This is a genomic window from Bradyrhizobium sp. CB1717 (assembly GCF_029714325.1).
In the GTDB taxonomy this organism is placed as follows: Bacteria; Pseudomonadota; Alphaproteobacteria; order Rhizobiales; family Xanthobacteraceae; genus Bradyrhizobium.
In genome coordinates this window covers 4181382-4199458 of the sequence record NZ_CP121666.1, presented here as the reverse complement: position 1 = coordinate 4199458, position 18077 = coordinate 4181382, and the positions used below count along the sequence as shown (strand labels likewise).

Sequence of the window (18077 nt, the reverse complement as noted above, 5' to 3'; positions counted from 1 at the left end):
TCCTACGGATGAACGATCATTCCGCCGGCGGTAGCGCAGGAAGCTCTGCTTCCGGTGCCGGCGGCACGACGGACGCCTGCTGCTCGCGCTCGTCCAGGATCAGCTTGTCGCGCTTCATCGCGACTTCGCGGATCTTGGCCATGGAGGCGCCGGTGCCCGCCGGGATCAGGCGGCCCACGATGACGTTCTCCTTGAGGCCTTCGAGCGGATCGATCTTGCCGTTGACCGCCGCCTCGGTGAGGACGCGGGTGGTCTCCTGGAACGAGGCCGCCGAGAAGAACGAGCGGGTCTGCAGGCTCGCCTTGGTGATGCCGAGCAGAACCGGCGTTCCCGTGGCGGGCTTCTTGCCCTCTTCCTTGGCCTTCTCGTTCAGCGCGTCGAACTCGATCTTGTCGACCTGCTCGCCGGAGATCATGTCCGTGTCGCCCTGGTCGGTGACTTCCACCTTCTGGAGCATCTGACGGACAATCACCTCGATGTGCTTGTCGTTGATGAGCACACCCTGGAGCCGGTAGACCTCCTGGATTTCGTTGACCAGGTAGGCTGCGAGCTCCTCGATGCCCTTGACCGCAAGAATGTCGTGCGGCGCCGGGTTGCCTTCGACGATGAAGTCGCCCTTTTCGACGACGTCGCCGTCCTGAAGGTGGATATGTTTGCCCTTCGGGATCAGGTACTCGCGCGGCTCCTCGGTCTTGTCCATCGGCTCGATCGAGATGCGACGCTTGTTCTTGTAGTCGCGTCCGAACCGGATGGTGCCCGCGATTTCGGCGATGATCGCCGCATCCTTCGGACGCCGGGCCTCGAACAGTTCCGCCACCCGCGGCAGACCGCCGGTGATGTCACGCGTCTTGGCGCTTTCGGTCGAGACACGGGCGAGGATGTCACCCGGATTGACCTTGGCTCCGACGTCGACCGAGAGAATGGCGTCGACCGACAGCATGTAGCGGGCATCGCCGCCACGGGCGAGCTTGAGCACCTTGCCGTCCTTGCCCTTGACCACGATGGCCGGACGCAGGTCCGAGCCGCCGCGGGTCGAGCGCCAGTCGATGACCACGCGCTTGGCGATACCGGTGGCCTCGTCGAGCGTTTCCGAGATCGACTGCCCCTCGACCAGATCCTCGAAGCCGATGGTACCTTCGACTTCGGTGAGGAGCGGACGGGTGTAGGGATCCCACTCGACGACGCGCTGGCCGCGCTTGACCATGTCGCCTTCGTCGACGTGCAGGCGCGAGCCGTACTGGACGCGGTGCGTCGCACGCTCGGTGCCGTCGGCATCGACGATCGCCACCACCATGTTGCGCACCATCGCGATCAGGTGACCTTCGCTGTTGCGGGCGATGGCCTTGTTCCGGATCACGATCTTGCCGTCGAAGTTGGCTTCGACGAAGGACTGCTCGTTGAGCTGCGCCGCACCGCCGATGTGGAAGGTGCGCATGGTCAGCTGGGTGCCCGGCTCACCGATCGACTGCGCCGCGATGACGCCGACCGCTTCGCCATGGTTGACCGGCGTGCCGCGGGCGAGGTCGCGGCCGTAGCACTTGCCGCAGATGCCGTTGACGAGCTCGCAGGTCAGCGCCGAGCGGATCTTCACCTCCTGCACACCACCCTGCTGGATGGCGTCCAGATGGCTCTCTTCCATCAGCGTGTCGCGCTTGATGATCACCTTGCCCGAGCTGTCACGGATGTCTTCGCAGGCCGTGCGTCCGAGGATGCGCGAGCCGAGCGAAGCAACCACGGTGCCGGCATCGACGATGGCGCGCATCTTGATGCCGAGCTTGGTGCCGCAGTCGCTCTGCGTGATGATGCAGTCCTGCGCGACGTCGACCAGACGACGGGTCAGGTAGCCCGAGTTCGCGGTCTTCAACGCCGTGTCCGCGAGACCCTTGCGGGCGCCGTGGGTCGAGTTGAAGTACTCGAGAACCGAGAGGCCTTCCTTGAAGTTCGAGATGATGGGCGTCTCGATGATCTCACCCGACGGCTTGGCCATCAGGCCGCGCATGCCGGCGAGCTGGCGCATCTGGGCCGGCGAACCGCGGGCACCGGAGTGGGCCATCATGTAGATCGAGTTGATGTCGGCATCGGCTCCGCTCGCCGTCTTCTTGGTGGCGGAGATTTCCTTCATCATCGCCTTGGCGATTTCTTCCGTGGCCTTCGACCAGGCGTCGACGACCTTGTTGTACTTCTCGCCATGGGTGATCAGACCGTCGTTGTACTGCTGCTCGAAATCCTTCGCCAGCGTACGGGTGGTGTCGACGATCTTCCACTTGCCGTGCGGCACGACCATGTCGTCCTTGCCGAACGAGATGCCGGCCTTGAACGCGTTGTAGAAGCCGAGCGCCATGATGCGGTCGCAGAAGATCACCGTCTCCTTCTGTCCGCAGTGACGGTAGACCTGGTCGATGACGCCCGAGATCTCGCGCTTGGTCATCAGCTTGTTGATGATCTCGTACGAGATGCGCGGGTTCTTCGGCAGCAGGTTGCCGAGCATGACGCGGCCGGCGGTGGTCTCGATCCAGCGCTTGGAGACCTTGCCGGTCTCGTCCATGCCTTCCCACCGGTACTTGATCTTGGTGTGGAGATGAATGACCTTCGCGTGCAGGGCATGCTCGAGCTCGGCCATGTCGCCGAACACCTTGCCCTCGCCAGGCAGGCCTTCGCGCATGATCGAGACGTAGTAGAGACCGAGCACGATGTCCTGCGACGGCACGATGATCGGCTGGCCGTTCGCCGGATGCAGGATGTTGTTGGTCGACATCATCAGGACGCGCGCTTCCAGCTGCGCTTCGAGCGACAGCGGGACGTGCACGGCCATCTGGTCGCCGTCGAAGTCGGCGTTGAACGCCGAGCAGACCAGCGGGTGAAGCTGGATCGCCTTACCCTCGATCAGCACGGGCTCGAACGCCTGGATGCCGAGGCGATGCAGCGTCGGCGCGCGGTTGAGCAGCACCGGATGCTCGCGGATGACCTCGTCCAGGATGTCCCAGACCTCGGGCCGCTCCTTCTCGACCAGCTTCTTGGCCTGCTTCACGGTGGTGGACAGGCCCTTGGCGTCAAGCCGCGAATAGATGAACGGCTTGAACAGCTCGAGCGCCATCTTCTTCGGCAGGCCACACTGATGCAGGCGCAGCTCGGGACCGACCACGATCACCGAACGACCCGAATAGTCGACGCGCTTGCCGAGCAGGTTCTGGCGGAAGCGGCCCTGCTTGCCCTTGAGCATGTCGGCAAGCGACTTCAGCGGACGCTTGTTGGCGCCGGTGATGACGCGACCGCGGCGGCCGTTGTCGAACAGCGCATCGACCGCTTCCTGAAGCATGCGCTTCTCGTTGCGGATGATGATGTCGGGCGCGCGCAGCTCCATCAGCCGCTTCAAGCGGTTGTTGCGGTTGATGACGCGGCGGTAGAGGTCGTTGAGGTCCGAGGTCGCGAAGCGGCCGCCATCCAGGGGCACCAGCGGACGCAGGTCCGGCGGGATCACCGGAACCACGGTCATGATCATCCATTCCGGCTTGTTGCCGGAGTGGCGGAACGCTTCCACGATCTTCAGGCGCTTGGCGAGCTTCTTGTGCTTGATGTCGGAGTCGGTCTCCTGCATCTCGATGCGCAGCGAGGCCTCGAGCTTCTCGAGGTCCATGCCCTTGAGCAGCTCGCGGATCGCTTCGGCGCCGATCATGGCGGTGAAGCTGTCCTGGCCGTACTCGTCCTGCGCCTTCAGATACTCGTCTTCAGACAGCAGCTGACGGTCCTTGAGCGCGGTGAGACCCGGCTCGAGAACGACGTAGTATTCGAAGTAGAGGATCCGCTCGAGATCCTTCAGCGTCATGTCCAGCAGAAGGCCGATGCGCGAGGGCAGCGACTTCAGGAACCAGATGTGGGCGACCGGGGCTGCGAGCTCGATGTGGCCCATGCGCTCGCGCCGGACGCGCGACAGCGTGACCTCGACCGAGCACTTCTCGCAGATAATGCCCTTGTACTTCATGCGCTTGTACTTGCCGCACAAGCACTCATAGTCCTTGATCGGCCCGAAGATGCGGGCGCAGAACAGGCCGTCGCGCTCGGGCTTGAAGGTACGGTAGTTGATGGTCTCCGGCTTCTTGATCTCGCCGTAGGACCAGGACAGAATCTTCTCTGGAGACGCGATCGAGATCCGGATCTGGTCAAAGACCTGAGCCGGCGTCGTCGGGTTGAAGAGATTCATAATTTCTTGGTTCATCGTCTTCTCCTCGCGTGCCGGTCGCCTCCGGCCGCAAATTCGAAAATCACTCGAGCACGGCGCCCTGCCCTCAAGGCCTCGGGAGGGGCGCCAATGCCCGGCCGCGAAGGCCGGGCATGAAAGGTCGAATTACTCGGCCGCTTCGGACGTCGGCGCCGGTCCCATCTTGGAGTTGTGCAGGTCGACGTTGAGGCCGAGCGAGCGCATTTCCTTGACCAGCACGTTGAACGATTCCGGAATACCGGCCTCGAACGTGTCGTCGCCGCGCACGATCGCCTCGTACACCTTGGTGCGGCCGGCGACGTCGTCCGACTTCACCGTCAGCATTTCCTGGAGCGTGTACGCCGCGCCGTAAGCCTCGAGCGCCCACACCTCCATTTCGCCGAAGCGCTGGCCGCCGAACTGCGCCTTGCCGCCCAGCGGCTGCTGGGTGACGAGCGAGTACGGACCGATCGAACGCGCATGGATCTTGTCGTCGACCAGATGGTGCAGCTTGAGCATGTAGATGTAGCCCACCGTCACCTTGCGATCGAACGGATCGCCGGTGCGGCCGTCATAGACGGTCGACTGACCCGAAGCGTCGAGACCGGCAAGCTTCAGCATCTCCTCGATGTCGGCTTCCTTGGCGCCGTCGAACACCGGCGTCGCGATCGGAACACCGCGGCTGAGGTTATGGCCAAGCTCAAGCAGCTCGTTGTCGTTGAGCGACTTGATGGTCTCGTCCTCGCCGTAGACCTTCTTCAAGGTTTCCTTCAGCGGCTTGATGTCCTGCTTCGACAGGTAGGCATCGACCGTCTGGCCGATACGCTTGCCGAGGCCGGCACAGGCCCAGCCGAGATGGGTCTCGAGGATCTGTCCGACGTTCATGCGCGAGGGCACGCCCAGCGGGTTGAGCACGATGTCGGCGTGCGTGCCGTCCTCGAGGAACGGCATGTCCTCGATCGGCACGATCTTCGACACCACGCCCTTGTTGCCGTGGCGGCCGGCCATCTTGTCGCCGGGCTGGATCTTGCGCTTCACCGCGACGAAGACCTTGACCATCTTCATCACGCCGGGCGGCAATTCGTCGCCGCGCTGGAGCTTCTCGACCTTGTCGAGGAAGCGCTGCTCGAGCCCCTTCTTCGACTCGTCGTACTGCTTCCGCATGGCCTCGATTTCGGCCATCAGCTTGTCGTTCGGCGAAGCGAACAGCCACCACTGCGACTTCGGATACTCCTCGAGCACCGCACGGGTGATCTTGGTGTCCTTCTTGAAGCCCTTCGGACCCGCAATGCCCTGCCGCCCTTCGAGCAGCTCGGCAAGACGGTTGTAGACGTTGCGGTCCAGGATCGCCTGCTCGTCGTCGCGGTCCTTGGCCAGACGCTCGATCTCTTCCCGCTCGATCGCCAGCGCACGCTCGTCCTTGTCGACGCCGTGACGGTTGAACACGCGAACTTCCACGATCGTGCCCTGCACGCCCGGAGGAACGCGCAGCGAGGTGTCGCGAACGTCGGAAGCCTTCTCGCCGAAGATGGCGCGCAGGAGCTTCTCTTCCGGCGTCATCGGGCTTTCGCCCTTCGGCGTGATCTTGCCGACCAGGATGTCGCCGGCGCGCACTTCTGCACCGATGTAGACGATACCGGCTTCGTCGAGGTTCTTCAGCGCTTCTTCCGAGACGTTCGGAATGTCGCGGGTGATTTCCTCGGGCCCGAGCTTGGTGTCGCGGGCCATCACCTCGAACTCCTCGATGTGGATCGAGGTGAAGACGTCTTCCTTCACGATCCGCTCGGAGAGCAGGATCGAGTCTTCGAAGTTGTAGCCGTTCCACGGCATGAACGCGACGAGCACGTTGCGGCCGAGCGCGAGCTCGCCGAGATCGGTCGACGGACCGTCGGCGATGATGTCGCCCTTCTTGACGATGTCACCGACCTTCACCAGCGGACGCTGGTTGATGCAGGTCGACTGGTTGGAGCGCTGGTACTTCATCAGACGGTAGATATCGACGCCCGACTTGGTCGGATCGAGATCTTCCGTGGCGCGGATGACGACGCGGGTCGCGTCGATCTGGTCGATCACGCCCGAACGGCGCGCCGCGATCGCAGCACCCGAGTCACGCGCAACCACGCCCTCCATACCGGTGCCGACGAACGGCGCCTCGGCGCGAACCAGCGGCACCGCCTGGCGCTGCATGTTCGAGCCCATCAGCGCGCGGTTGGCGTCGTCGTTCTCGAGGAACGGGATCAGCGCCGCGGCGACGGAGACGAGCTGCTTCGGCGACACGTCCATGTAGTCGACCTTGTCCGGCGTCACCGGCAAGACTTCGCCGGCGTGACGGCAGACCACAAGGTCTTCGGTGAAGCGGCCCTTCGGGTCGAGCGGCACGTTGGCCTGCGCGACCGTGTAGCGGCCCTCTTCCATCGCCGAGAGGTACACGACCTCGTCGGTGACGCGACCGTCCTTGACCTTGCGATACGGCGTCTCGACGAAGCCGTACTTGTTCACGCGCGCGAAGGTCGCGAGCGAGTTGATCAGACCGATGTTCGGACCTTCCGGCGTCTCGATCGGGCAGATGCGGCCGTAATGCGTCGGATGCACGTCGCGCACCTCGAAGCCGGCGCGCTCGCGGGTCAGACCGCCCGGTCCAAGTGCCGACAGGCGGCGCTTGTGGGTGATCTCCGACAGCGGGTTGGTCTGGTCCATGAACTGCGAGAGCTGCGAGGAGCCGAAGAACTCGCGCACGGCGGCGGCCGCGGGCTTCGCGTTGATCAGGTCCTGCGGCATGACCGTGTCAATGTCGACCGAGGACATGCGCTCCTTGATCGCTCGCTCCATACGCAGGAGGCCGATGCGGTACTGGTTCTCCATGAGCTCGCCGACCGAACGCACACGGCGGTTGCCGAGATGGTCGATGTCGTCGATCTCGCCCTTGCCGTCGCGCAGATCAACCAGCGTCTTGATGACGGAGAGGATGTCTTCCTTGCGCAGCGTGCGCTGGGTGTCGGGCGCATCGAGGTCGAGGCGCATGTTCATCTTGACGCGGCCGACCGCGGAGAGGTCGTAACGCTCGGCGTCGAAGAACAGCGACTGGAACATGGCCTGCGCCGAATCCAGCGTCGGCGGCTCGCCCGGACGCATCACCCGGTAGATGTCGAACAGCGCGTCCTCGCGCGTCATGTTCTTGTCGGCCGAGAGCGTGTTGCGGATGTAGGGGCCGACATTGACGTGGTCGATGTCGAGCAGCGGCAGCTCCTTGTAGCCCTGCTCGTTGAGCGCCTTCATGTTCTTGTCAGTGATCTCCTCACCGGCTTCGGCATGGATCTCACCCGTCTTCGGGTTGACGAGGTCCTCGGCGAGATAGTTGCCGACGAGCTCCTCATCCGACAGACGCAACGCCTTCAGCCCCTTCTCCTGGAGCTGGCGGGCGGCACGGACGGTGAGCTTCTTGCCGGCCTCGAGCACGACCTTGCCGGTATCGGCATCGATCAGGTCGTTGACGGTCGAGTAGCCGCGGAAACGGTTGGCGTCGAACGGAACGCGCCAGCCTTCCTTGGTCCGCTTGTAGAGGATCTTCTTGTAGAACGTGGACAGGATCGCCTCGCCGTCGAGGCCGAGGGCGAACATCAGCGACGTCACCGGAATCTTGCGGCGACGGTCGATACGCGCATAGACGATGTCCTTGGCGTCGAACTCGATGTCGAGCCAGGAGCCGCGATACGGGATCACGCGGGCGGCGAACAGCAGCTTGCCCGAGGAGTGGGTCTTGCCCTTGTCGTGGTCGAAGAACACGCCGGGCGAACGGTGCATCTGCGAGACGATGACGCGCTCGGTGCCGTTCACGATGAAGGTGCCGTTCATCGTCATGAGCGGGATGTCGCCCATGTAGACGTCCTGCTCCTTGATGTCCTTGACCGACTTCGCGCCGGTTTCCTCGTCGATATCGAACACGATGAGGCGCAGCGTCACCTTGAGGGGCGCCGCGAAGGTCATGCCGCGCTGGCGGCACTCGTCGACGTCATATTTCGGCTGCTCGAACTCGTAGCGGACGAATTCCAGCATCGAGGTGCCCGAGAAGTCCGAGATCGGGAACACCGAGCGGAACACCGCCTGCAGACCCTCGTCGAGACGACCGCCCTGGGGCTCGTCGACCATCAGGAACTGGTCATAGGACGCCTTCTGAACCTCGATGAGGTTCGGCATCTCGGCGACTTCCTTGATGTGTCCGAAGAACTTGCGAACGCGTTTGCGACCGGTGAATGTCTGCTGCGCCATCGTGGCCTCTCATTTCGTCGCCCGCTCTGGGCGCGCCGTCCGGAACGCGGCTGCCACCGCTCCCCGGGTTGAATTTTTCGAACCCGTTTTGGGGCCGGAAACTCAGGCTCAGGCGGGAATGTCCTGAATCTGTTCTTCAGACCTTCAAAACGCAAAACGACGCGCGGGGCGCTGGTGTGCGCGCCCGCCCGTCACAACGATCGTCTTCACGGACTGCAAAAGCCCGAAATAGCCTGCTCTCCCAACGGCTTCCAGGGAAATCCGGCCTCCCTGCCCACCGCGCTTTCGTGCTGCCGACCCGATATGGGGCGACAATAGTGCAGATTCGAGGGACAAACCCTCAAATCCCCACACTTTTTCGTGTTCAACCTGCGTCGGCTCGTTCCGTCGCACGCCTTTTGCATCCGGACCACCCTCTTGAGGGCGGACCAGGATCCCGGGCCGAGCCCGGGATCCCCACCAGTAAGCAGTGCTTACTTGAGCTCGACCTTGGCGCCAGCCTTCTCGATCTGGGCCTTGATCTTCTCGGCTTCTTCCTTGTTCACGCCTTCCTTCAGCGGCTTCGGAGCACCCTCGACGAGGTCCTTTGCTTCCTTGAGGCCGAGACCGGTGATGGCGCGGACTTCCTTGATGACCTCGATCTTCTTCTCGCCGGCGGAGGCGAGAACGACCGTGAACTCGGTCTTCTCTTCAGCCGGAGCGGCGGCAGCGCCACCACCAGCCGGGCCGGCCACGGCGACAGCCGCGGCAGCCGAAACGCCCCACTTCTCTTCGAGGAGCTTCGCGAGTTCAGCGGCTTCGAGCACGGTGAGGCTCGAGAGGTCGTCAACGATCTTCTGCAAGTCAGCCATTGTTCAGTTTCCTTAGGTGTAAGTCTGGTTCGGGTTTGAGTTTTGCGAAGGGCGTCAGGCCGCTTCGCCCTTTGAGGCATGAGCCTGGATGACGCGCGCGAGCTTGCCCGCGGGCGCGTTGGCGAGCTGAGCGATCTTGGTCGCCGGGGCCACAAGCAGGCCGACGATCTTGCCGCGCAGTTCGTCAAGCGACGGCAGCGAGGCAAGCGCCTTCACGCCGTCGACATTCAGGACGGTCTTCCCCATCGAGCCGCCGACGATGACGAACTTTTCGTTCGCCTTGGCGAATTCGATGGCGACCTTTGGCGCCGCTACCGGATCGTTCGAAGTGGCGATCACGGTCGGTCCCTTCAGCATGGGGCCGATGGCAACGACGTCAGTGCCTTCAAGAGCAATTTTGGCGAGACGGTTCTTCGAGACCTTCACCGATGCACCCGCCTGCTTCATCTGCTGGCGCAGCTTCTGCATCTGGGCGACGGTGAGGCCGGAATATTGAGCAACGATCGCGACGCTCGTGGTCTTGAAGACCCCATTGAGCTGTTCGACCGCGTCCTTTTTTGCCGCTCGTTCCACAGCAAGCTCTTTCCGGTTGGCAGTCTTCGCGAAAAGCGGGACCGCCGGGTTGCACCCATCGTCCCGCCCAAACCTGAACCTCCGGGTCAAAAACCCTTCGGACACGCCGGGCAAGACGACAATTCAAAGCCTGCCCTCCGGGAGCCCCTGAAAGGCCCACGGCGTGTCGAGGTCCGAACCAGACCCGTTTCGCGAAGCCAGCCCTTAAAGCTGGGAGCGAAGTGAAATCCGGTCTTCACCCGTCTATGCAGGCCATGCGATTAAGCCGTTGAGAAATCGAAATTTCCCGCGGGCGCCTGCAGTCTTGGACAGGACAAGGTCAGCCGGCGAACCGCCCGACCTCTGCCCGCATCCCAGCCAACCGACGGGTTTTCCTTCCTTTTCGGGCAAATCCTTGCGGACGTCCTGAAAAGGAATGATCTCCTGTCGCGTCGGGTTTTCGGAATGCGTACACGAACGCGCCAGCCGAGGCCGGCACGTCCGGAGGCGGTTCTTTAACCGCTCCGGGCCTGCTTGCCAAGGGCAAAATTCACACCAGTTCCAATCTGTTGCCGACCGGGCTTGAGGTGGCCCAACAAGGACCGATTCAGGCCGATTTGACCGCGTAAGGGAGCGGCTGGCCTTCGAAGAACGCGGTCAGGTTCGCCAGCACGCAATTCTGCATGGCGACGTGCGAGTCCAGGGTATGGCCGCCGATATGGGGGGCGAACACGACGTTCGGGAACGCGGTCAGCGCGTCGGGCGCGTGCGGCTCCTTCTCGAAGACGTCGAGACCGGCGCCGGCGATGGTCTTGTCGGTGAGCGCCGCGACCAGGGCCTTCTCGTCGATGACCGAGCCGCGGGAGATGTTGACGACATAGCCGTCCGCGCCGAGGCGGCCCAGAATGTCCGCATTGACGACGTGCTGGGTCTCGGCCCCTGCCCGGACCGCGATCATCAGAACGCTGCACCAGTCGGCGAGCGCCTCCAGCGACGGGAAATATTGATAAGGCAAATCGTATTTGGTGCGACTGAAATAGCCGACCTCGCTCTCGAAGGCGGCGCAGCGCGCCGCGATCTTGCGGCCGATCTCGCCCATGCCGTAGACGCCGATGCGGCGGCCGGGCATGCCGGCCTGCGGACGCATCATCGGCGACTGCTTCGAGGCCGCCCAATCGCCGCTGCGGACATATTGGTCGGCCACCAAAATCCGCCGGGTCGTCGCCAGCATCAGGGTCATCGCGATGTCGGCGACGGAAGCCGCATTGGCACCCGGGCTGTGGCCGACCGCTACGTTGCGCACTGCCGCCGCCTTCAGGTCGACGCCGTCATAGCCCGTGCCGTAGCAGACGATGGCGCCGAGCTTCGGAAACAAATCCATCGCTTCCGCTCCCAGCGGCGAGCCGCCCGCGGTGAGCAGCGCGCGGATGCCCCCGAGCGCTTCGGGCGGAAACACCTCCGTTGCCTTCTTGCCGCCGGTGTCGAGCAGCTCGAACCGCTCGGCGAAGCGCGCCATCATCGACTTGGGAAAGCGCGAGTAGATCAGGACCTTGTCAGCCATTGTTCTTGTTTCCGGTAAGCGCTGCCACAAACGACGAGGGGCGGAATCGGTCGCCCGATTCCGCCCCTCGCCTCATGCAATTTCCAGACTTAGCCGAGAATGGTGCCCGGCTCGACCTTCACGCCGGGGCCCATCGTCGAGGACACCGCAACGCGCTGGATGTAGGTGCCCTTGGAACCGGCCGGCTTCGCCTTCGAGACAGCATCGGCAAGAGCCTTGATGTTCTCGACCAGCTTCTCCTCGGAGAAGGAAGCCTTGCCAACGCCGGCCTGCAGGATGCCGGCCTTCTCGACGCGGAACTCGACCGAGCCGCCCTTGGCACCCTTCACCGCGCCGGTGACGTCCATGGTCACGGTGCCGATCTTCGGGTTCGGCATCAGGCCACGCGGGCCGAGCACCTTACCGAGGCGGCCGACCAGCGGCATCATGTCGGGGGTGGCGATGCAGCGGTCGAAATCGATCGAGCCGTTCTGCACCTTCTCGACCAGGTCCTCGGCGCCGACGACGTCGGCACCGGCGGCCTTGGCTTCATCGGCCTTGGCGCCGCGGGCGAACACGCCGACGCGGAGCGTACGGCCGGTGCCATTCGGCAGGGTCACGACACCGCGGACCATCTGGTCGGCGTGACGCGGATCGACGCCGAGATTGATCGCGACCTCGATGGTCTCGTCGAACTTCGCCTTGGCGCGTTCCTTGACCATCTTGATGGCGTCCGCGAGCGGGTAAAGCTTTTCGCGGTCAACACCTTCGCGGGCTTTGTTCAAACGCTTTCCGATTGCCATGACCGCTTACCCCGCTACTTCCAGACCCATCGAACGGGCAGAGCCCTCGACCATCTTCATGGCCGATTCGATGGTGTCGCAATTCAAGTCCTTCATCTTCTTCTCGGCGATCTCGCGCACCTGCGCCTTGGTCACCTTGCCGGCCTTGTCACGGCCCGGCGCCTTCGAGCCGGACTGGATCTTGGCAGCCTGCTTGAGGAAGAAGGACATCGGGGGGGTCTTCATCTCGAACGTGAACGAACGATCGGCGTAGATCGTGATCACGACGGGAATCGGGGTGTTCTTCTCTTCCTTCTGGGTCTGGGCGTTGAACGCCTTGCAGAACTCCATGATGTTGAGACCGCGCTGACCGAGCGCGGGACCGATCGGGGGCGAAGGATTCGCCGCACCGGCCGGGACCTGAAGCTTCAGGTATCCGGTCACTTTCTTTGCCATGTATCACTCCTGTTGTGCCGGCAGGGCCGGCGGTTTCAGGTTCGTGGTCGGGATCGATGTGCGGCTGGCAACCGCCCTCGTCCTCCCACGGCCTCTTGTCGCGTGAGACCGAAGCCTCACGCCTCGTCCGATCAGACCTTCTCGACCTGACCGAATTCCAGTTCGACCGGCGTGGCGCGGCCGAAGATCGACACCGCGACCTTCACGCGCGAGCGCGCCTCGTCGATTTCCTCGACCACACCCGAGAACGAGGCGAACGGGCCGTCGGCCACGCGCACGTTCTCGCCGATCTCGAACGACACCGACGCCTTCGGCCGTTCCACGCCCTCCTGCACCTGGTGCAGGATGCGCATGGCCTCGGCCTCCGAGATCGGCATCGGCTTGTTTTCCGCGCCGAGGAAGCCCGTCACCTTCGGCGTGTTCTTGATCAGATGAAACGCCTCGTCGGTCAGCTTCATCTTCACCAGGACGTAGCCCGGGAAGAACTTGCGCTCGGCGTCGATCTTGCGGCCGCGGCGCACTTCCGTGACCTTCTCGGTCGGAACCAGCACCAGCTCGAACAGCTCCTCGAGCCCGCGCTGCTTGGCCTGCTCGCGGATCGATTCGGCGACCTTCTTCTCGAAGTTCGAGTAGGCGTGGACGATGTACCAGCGCTTGTCGGACAGTTGAGCGGTTGCTGTAGCCATCAGTGGATGCCCAGAAGGAAGGTGATGAGGACGCGGATGATCTGGTCGGCGGCGAAGAAGAACACCGAGGCCACCGCGACCATGACGAACACCATGATGGTGGTGATTGTGGTCTCGCGGCGGGTCGGCCAGGTGACCTTGGCGGTCTCCGAGCGCACTTCCTGCAAGAACTTGAACGGGCTGACTGCCATCGTTTGAGGTCCAGCGTCCGTCGACAGACGCACATGAATTTCAGGGATCCGAACAGCCGCCGTTGGCCCAGCCCTCTGTCTCGAAGGATGAGCCGGGAACCGGGCTCGATTGTTCGGGGATTTAAAGCCGCGCCGGAGATCCGCGTCTAACGGGCCGGCTGCGAGTGCGGGGTATCTACTGCGGATGGGGCCAAAGGTCAAGATAGAGAGGGCTTGTGGGGGCAAGCCCCCTCCCCCGGACCGCCGTGCAGAGGCCATGTGGATCAAGGACTTATCCACCGCCCGCAAGGCGCCATCCCGGGGAGGCCTTCAGCCCCCGCCGGCCCCGTCAGTCGGCCCGGTCCACCATGGTAATGCCCGGCAGCGGCACCACGAACTTTCCGCCCTCGGCGAAATAGCGGGCATGCTTGGCCCGGATCGGGTCGACATAGCGCCAGGCGAAGACGACGACGAAGGCCGGCTTGCGCTCGTAAAGGGCCGCGGGCGGCAGGATCGGGATGTCGTATCCCGGGCCGGCCATCACGTTCCCCTTCTTCGGGTCGTCGTCCACGAGGAAGTCGATCTTGTTCTCCAGGCCAAACTGCGGCAGCAGCGTCGTGGTACCGACCGAGACGCCGTAGCCGGCAACCGATTGACCGCGCGCATGGGCGGCATCAGCCATCGCAATCAGTTCGTCGCGGATGGCGGCGATTCTCTTCACATAGGGTGCGTAATAAGCCGGCTGATCGACACCGAGCCGGTCCTCCTCGGCGACGAAGCGCGCGACTTCCGCGGACGGCTTCTTCGGGCCGCCGGCGCGCTGAACAGTGACGCGGATCGAGCCGCCCTTGGTCCAGATGTGCTGGACGTCGATCAGCTCCATGCCGAGCCGGGCAAAGAAACGGATCAGCGGCTTGATGTTAAAATACGACAGATGCTCGTGATAGACGGTGTCGAGAAGGTTCTTCTCGGTGACGTCGACGCCATACTGCGTCTCGAACACGAACAATCCGTCCGGCGCCAGCACGTCGCGAACGCCGATCACCAGCGGATCGAGATTGTCGACATTGGCGATCATGTTGTTGGCGATCACGACGCTGGCCGCGCCATGGCTCTGAAGGATGCGGCGACCGATCACGTCGGTGAAGAAATCGCCGATGGTCTCGATCCCCCTCTCCGTCGCGCGCCGCGCAATGTCGACGGCTGGATCGACGCCCAGCACCCGCATGCCCCGCTCCTTGAAGAAGCCGAGCAGCGATCCGTCATTGCTGCCGAGTTCGACGACCAGCGAGCCCGGCGCGATCCCGAAGCGGCTGACGACGTCGTTGGCATAACCGGCGAAATGCTCCCGCAGGCCGAGCGAGAGCGAAGTGGTGTAGACGTAGTTGCGGTACTGCACCTCCGGATTGCCGACATGGAGGATCTGGAGGTGGCCGCAATCCCTGCACAGGTGCAGCGCCATCGGCACCGCGGCCCGGAAGACGGGATCGTCGACGCTGGCGTTCGGCACCTGGAAGTTGGGCGTGCCGATGGGCATGCCGGCCATCGGAACGACCAGCTCTTGCTTGTCCGAATGACAGAGGCGGCAGGTATGGCGGACGTAGAACAGGTTTTGCATCATAGATCCGGAAAACGGAGACATGCGAGCGAGCGGGACAACCCCACCCTGTGAAGATCAGATCGACGGTAATGGTTCAAGACAGTCAAGGGTGGCTCGAGACCTCCCTGGCCTTCGCCAGCCCGTAGTCCGGCGGTTCTTCGGCAGCCTGCGCGGCCTTGTCCGCTGAATAAGAGCCCCGCTCCGGACTTGCCAGCCAGATCACCCCGCCCGCCAGACCGACGATCACGCTGACCGCCCCCAGCAGGAGCGAAACCGACAGCGCTTCCTCGGAAGGAACGCCAGCCAAGCCGAGACAGGCAACCATTGCGCCCTCGCGAACGCCCCAGCCGCTGATCGAGATCGGAACCGCCGTCAGCAGGACCACCGGCGGAATCAGGATGGCAGCGTCCACCACCGAGAGCTGAGCTCCTACGCCGCGCGCCAAGGCATAGCACGCCGCTGCCGTCACGAGATGAATGAAGAGCGCCGACCCGAACAGCAAACCGCGGTGCTCGGATCGCAGGAGAAGAAATCTGACAAGCGTTCCGAACCGGACGAAGCTTGCGATCGCGGGAAGCGCGATGAGGCGCTTCGGCAGGCGATCGAGCGTCAACAGGACCACGGTACCGGCGACGCCCGCCAGCGTCAGCCCGCCGATCGCCAGGATCGCAGCCTGATTCGACACCCGCGACATCAGGACCGGCAAGCCGGCCACCATCAGCACGATCAACCCGATCAACGCCGTGAAACGGTCCGCCGCAACGCCCTTGACCGCCTCCGGCCACTGCACGCCGCGCTGGCGCAGCAGCCACATCCGAACCGCGTCGCCGCCCACCGACGACGGCAGCACCTGGTTGAACCAGAGGCTGATCATCAGGATCCGCCAGCCAGCGAGCCAATCCAGCGACACGCCCAGCGCGCGCATGATCAGCTCCCACCGGCCATTCAGTGCGAAGGTCTGAACGAAGATCAGCGCCAGCGCGAGGATAAACAGCAAGGGATTGATCGAGACGAGATGGGTGCGCAATTGCTGCAGGTCGAGACCGCGCGCGATGTAGACCAGCACCGCGATCGACAGCAGCAGCTTCACCGAGAACAGGGCTGCCTGTTTGAACCGCGCCTGCATCCGATGCCCGCCTCAGGATGCCGGGTATTCCGCGCGACCGATGACGAGGTCGATCGCGGCCATCATCCAGAACTGGTGCGTGGTCTCGACAATGTTGTAGCTGCGGCTGTCCACCCAGAAATTGACGTCGCCGAGATTGCGCAGCGGATTGTCCACATTCATGCCCGACAGCGTGATCACGCCGAGCTTCATCGTCCGCGCCTGCGCAACCGCATTGAGGATGTTCTTCGAGCGCCCCGACGAACTGATCGCGACGAGGCAGTCGCCGGCGCGGGCGCTCAGCCGCACGGCGTGCGCGATCCAGTCCTCGAAACCGTAGTCGTTGGCAAGGCACGACATCATGCTGGCATCGCTGAAGCAGAGCGCTGGCACCGACGCGTTCTTTGCCAGATCGATCGCCAGATGCGAAGCAATGCCGGCCGAGCCGCCATTGCCGATGAAGATGACGCGACCGCCCTGCTCGCGCGCACGCAACCAGGCCGCGCGGGTGGCGGAGATGCTGGCGAAAACACCGTCGTCGATCGCCGTCGCGCGATGCAGGCGCCCCATGTAATCGACGAGGAAGGCCTTGTGATCGGGATCAAGAGTCTCGGCGGGCATGGGCTGGCGGCTCGACTGCAACATGACGCCCTGATACCGGCTATTACCAGGGATTGCAAAGGTATAATACTTGCAAAAATTGCGACCGGCTGTTAGTCGGCGTCAGGGTTTCACTCAACATTGGCGACGCCCGCAGGGCATTCGCGCTACGGATGTTCCTATGAAATGCATCGTCACTGGCGGCGCCGGCTTCATCGGCAGTCACCTCGTTGATCGCCTTCTCGATGACGGCCATGAGGTGATTGCGCTCGACAATTTCGTCATCGGACGTTCCGAAAATCTGTCGTCGCACGCCGGTTCGAGCCGGCTGAAGATCGTCCGGGCCGACGTCACTGACCGCGAATCGATCAGCCCGTATTTCAACGGTATCGACTGGGTGTTCCACCTCGCGGCACTCGCCGACATCGTTCCCTCGATCGAATCGCCGATCCCGTATCACCGCGCCAACGTCGACGGCACGGTCAACGTTCTCGAGGCTGCGCGGCAGGCCGGCGTCAGCCGCTTCGTGTATGCGGCGTCGTCCTCCTGCTACGGCATCCCCGACGTCTATCCGACGCCGGAGAGCGCCGAGATCCGGCCGATGTATCCCTACGCTCTCACCAAGAATCTCGGCGAGCAGTGCGTCATGCACTGGTGCCAGGTCTACAAGCTTCCAGCGGTCGCGCTCCGTCTGTTCAACGTGTTCGGGCCGCGCCATCGCACCACGGGGACCTATGGCGCCGTATTCGGCGTGTTCATGGCGCAGAAGCTTGCCGGCAAGCCCTTCACAGTGGTCGGCGACGGCGAGCAGACCCGCGATTTCACCTTCGTCAGCGACGTCGCCGACGCTTTCGTCACGGCCGCACGCTCCGACGTCTCGCACGAGATTTTCAACGTCGGCTCGGACAACACCTACAGCGTCAACCGGCTGGTTGAACTGCTCGGCGGCGACAAGGTCCACATTCCCAGGCGCCCCGGCGAGCCCGACTGCACCTACGCCGACATCACCAAGATCAAGCGGATCCTGAAATGGACGCCGAAGGTGAAATTCGAGGACGGCGTCGCGACGATGCTGAAGTCCATGGACCAGTACAAGGACGCTCCCCTGTGGACGGTGGACAAGATTGCCGACGCCACCAAGGACTGGTTCAAATATCTTGGCGACGACAAGGATGCGGCGTCCGGTGCGCCGCAGAAGGCAAGCTACTGAACAGGTTCGCTACGTATTGTCGCCGCGAGTCGATCAATTTCGGGCCAGCCGGCCGAGGCCGGCC

At 63.5% G+C, this 18077-nt stretch carries 13 protein-coding genes; 1 reads left to right on the top strand and 12 read right to left on the bottom strand.

The features are described 5' to 3' along the window. Window positions 1-16: 16 nt before the first annotated feature. The 12 genes from rpoC to QA649_RS19830 all read right to left on the bottom strand — a co-directional run bounded on the left by rpoC (window position 17) and on the right by QA649_RS19830 (window position 16824). Window positions 17-4213 (bottom strand): DNA-directed RNA polymerase subunit beta', encoded by a 4197-nt coding sequence (rpoC, locus tag QA649_RS19885; RefSeq protein WP_283025666.1) that lies wholly within the window; start codon window positions 4211-4213, stop codon window positions 17-19. A gap of 129 nt (window positions 4214-4342) precedes the next feature. Further along, complete coding sequence (gene rpoB, locus QA649_RS19880) at window positions 4343-8461, bottom strand: DNA-directed RNA polymerase subunit beta (protein WP_283025665.1); 4119 nt, start codon at window positions 8459-8461, stop codon at window positions 4343-4345. Window positions 8462-8934: 473 nt separating this feature from the next. Beyond that, window positions 8935-9312 carry a 50S ribosomal protein L7/L12 gene (gene rplL / locus QA649_RS19875; RefSeq protein ID WP_018647233.1) on the bottom strand — a complete coding sequence of 126 codons (378 nt, stop codon included), beginning with the start codon at window positions 9310-9312 and terminating at the stop codon, window positions 8935-8937. Between the two features lie 54 nt (window positions 9313-9366). Then, window positions 9367-9885, bottom strand: coding sequence for a 50S ribosomal protein L10 (rplJ, locus tag QA649_RS19870; protein WP_283025664.1), 519 nt, complete (start codon window positions 9883-9885; stop codon window positions 9367-9369). 586 nt (window positions 9886-10471) lie between these two features. Continuing rightward, complete coding sequence (locus QA649_RS19865; RefSeq protein WP_283025663.1) at window positions 10472-11425, bottom strand: 2-hydroxyacid dehydrogenase; 954 nt, start codon at window positions 11423-11425, stop codon at window positions 10472-10474. 89 nt (window positions 11426-11514) lie between these two features. Further along, window positions 11515-12207: a 50S ribosomal protein L1 gene (gene rplA / locus QA649_RS19860; RefSeq protein WP_014494487.1), complete on the bottom strand. Its 693-nt coding sequence runs from the start codon at window positions 12205-12207 to the stop codon at window positions 11515-11517. A 6-nt stretch (window positions 12208-12213) separates the two neighbouring features. Then, window positions 12214-12642: a 50S ribosomal protein L11 gene (gene rplK, locus QA649_RS19855; RefSeq protein ID WP_008136439.1), complete on the bottom strand. Its 429-nt coding sequence runs from the start codon at window positions 12640-12642 to the stop codon at window positions 12214-12216. Window positions 12643-12773: 131 nt separating this feature from the next. Further along, on the bottom strand, window positions 12774-13328 hold the full coding sequence (gene nusG, locus QA649_RS19850; protein WP_007602985.1) for a transcription termination/antitermination protein NusG: 555 nt from the start codon (window positions 13326-13328) through the stop codon (window positions 12774-12776). Further along, on the bottom strand, window positions 13328-13519 hold the full coding sequence (secE, locus tag QA649_RS19845) for a preprotein translocase subunit SecE (protein WP_063682740.1): 192 nt from the start codon (window positions 13517-13519) through the stop codon (window positions 13328-13330). Before secE ends, nusG begins: the two co-directional genes overlap by 1 nt. Before the next feature lie 328 nt (window positions 13520-13847). Continuing rightward, window positions 13848-15116, bottom strand: coding sequence for a class I SAM-dependent methyltransferase (locus tag QA649_RS19840; RefSeq protein ID WP_260389853.1), 1269 nt, complete (start codon window positions 15114-15116; stop codon window positions 13848-13850). A gap of 85 nt (window positions 15117-15201) precedes the next feature. After that, window positions 15202-16224: a lysylphosphatidylglycerol synthase transmembrane domain-containing protein gene (locus QA649_RS19835; RefSeq protein ID WP_283025662.1), complete on the bottom strand. Its 1023-nt coding sequence runs from the start codon at window positions 16222-16224 to the stop codon at window positions 15202-15204. A 12-nt stretch (window positions 16225-16236) separates the two neighbouring features. After that, window positions 16237-16824, bottom strand: a complete 588-nt coding sequence (locus QA649_RS19830) for an SIS domain-containing protein (protein ID WP_260389851.1) — start codon at window positions 16822-16824, stop codon at window positions 16237-16239. A gap of 160 nt (window positions 16825-16984) precedes the next feature. Here QA649_RS19830 and QA649_RS19825 point away from each other — a divergent pair, with 160 nt between their 5' ends. Further along, a complete protein-coding gene (locus QA649_RS19825) occupies window positions 16985-18013 on the top strand; it encodes an SDR family oxidoreductase (RefSeq protein ID WP_283025661.1) in 1029 nt (342 codons plus the stop codon). The last annotated feature ends 64 nt before the right edge of the window (window positions 18014-18077 follow it).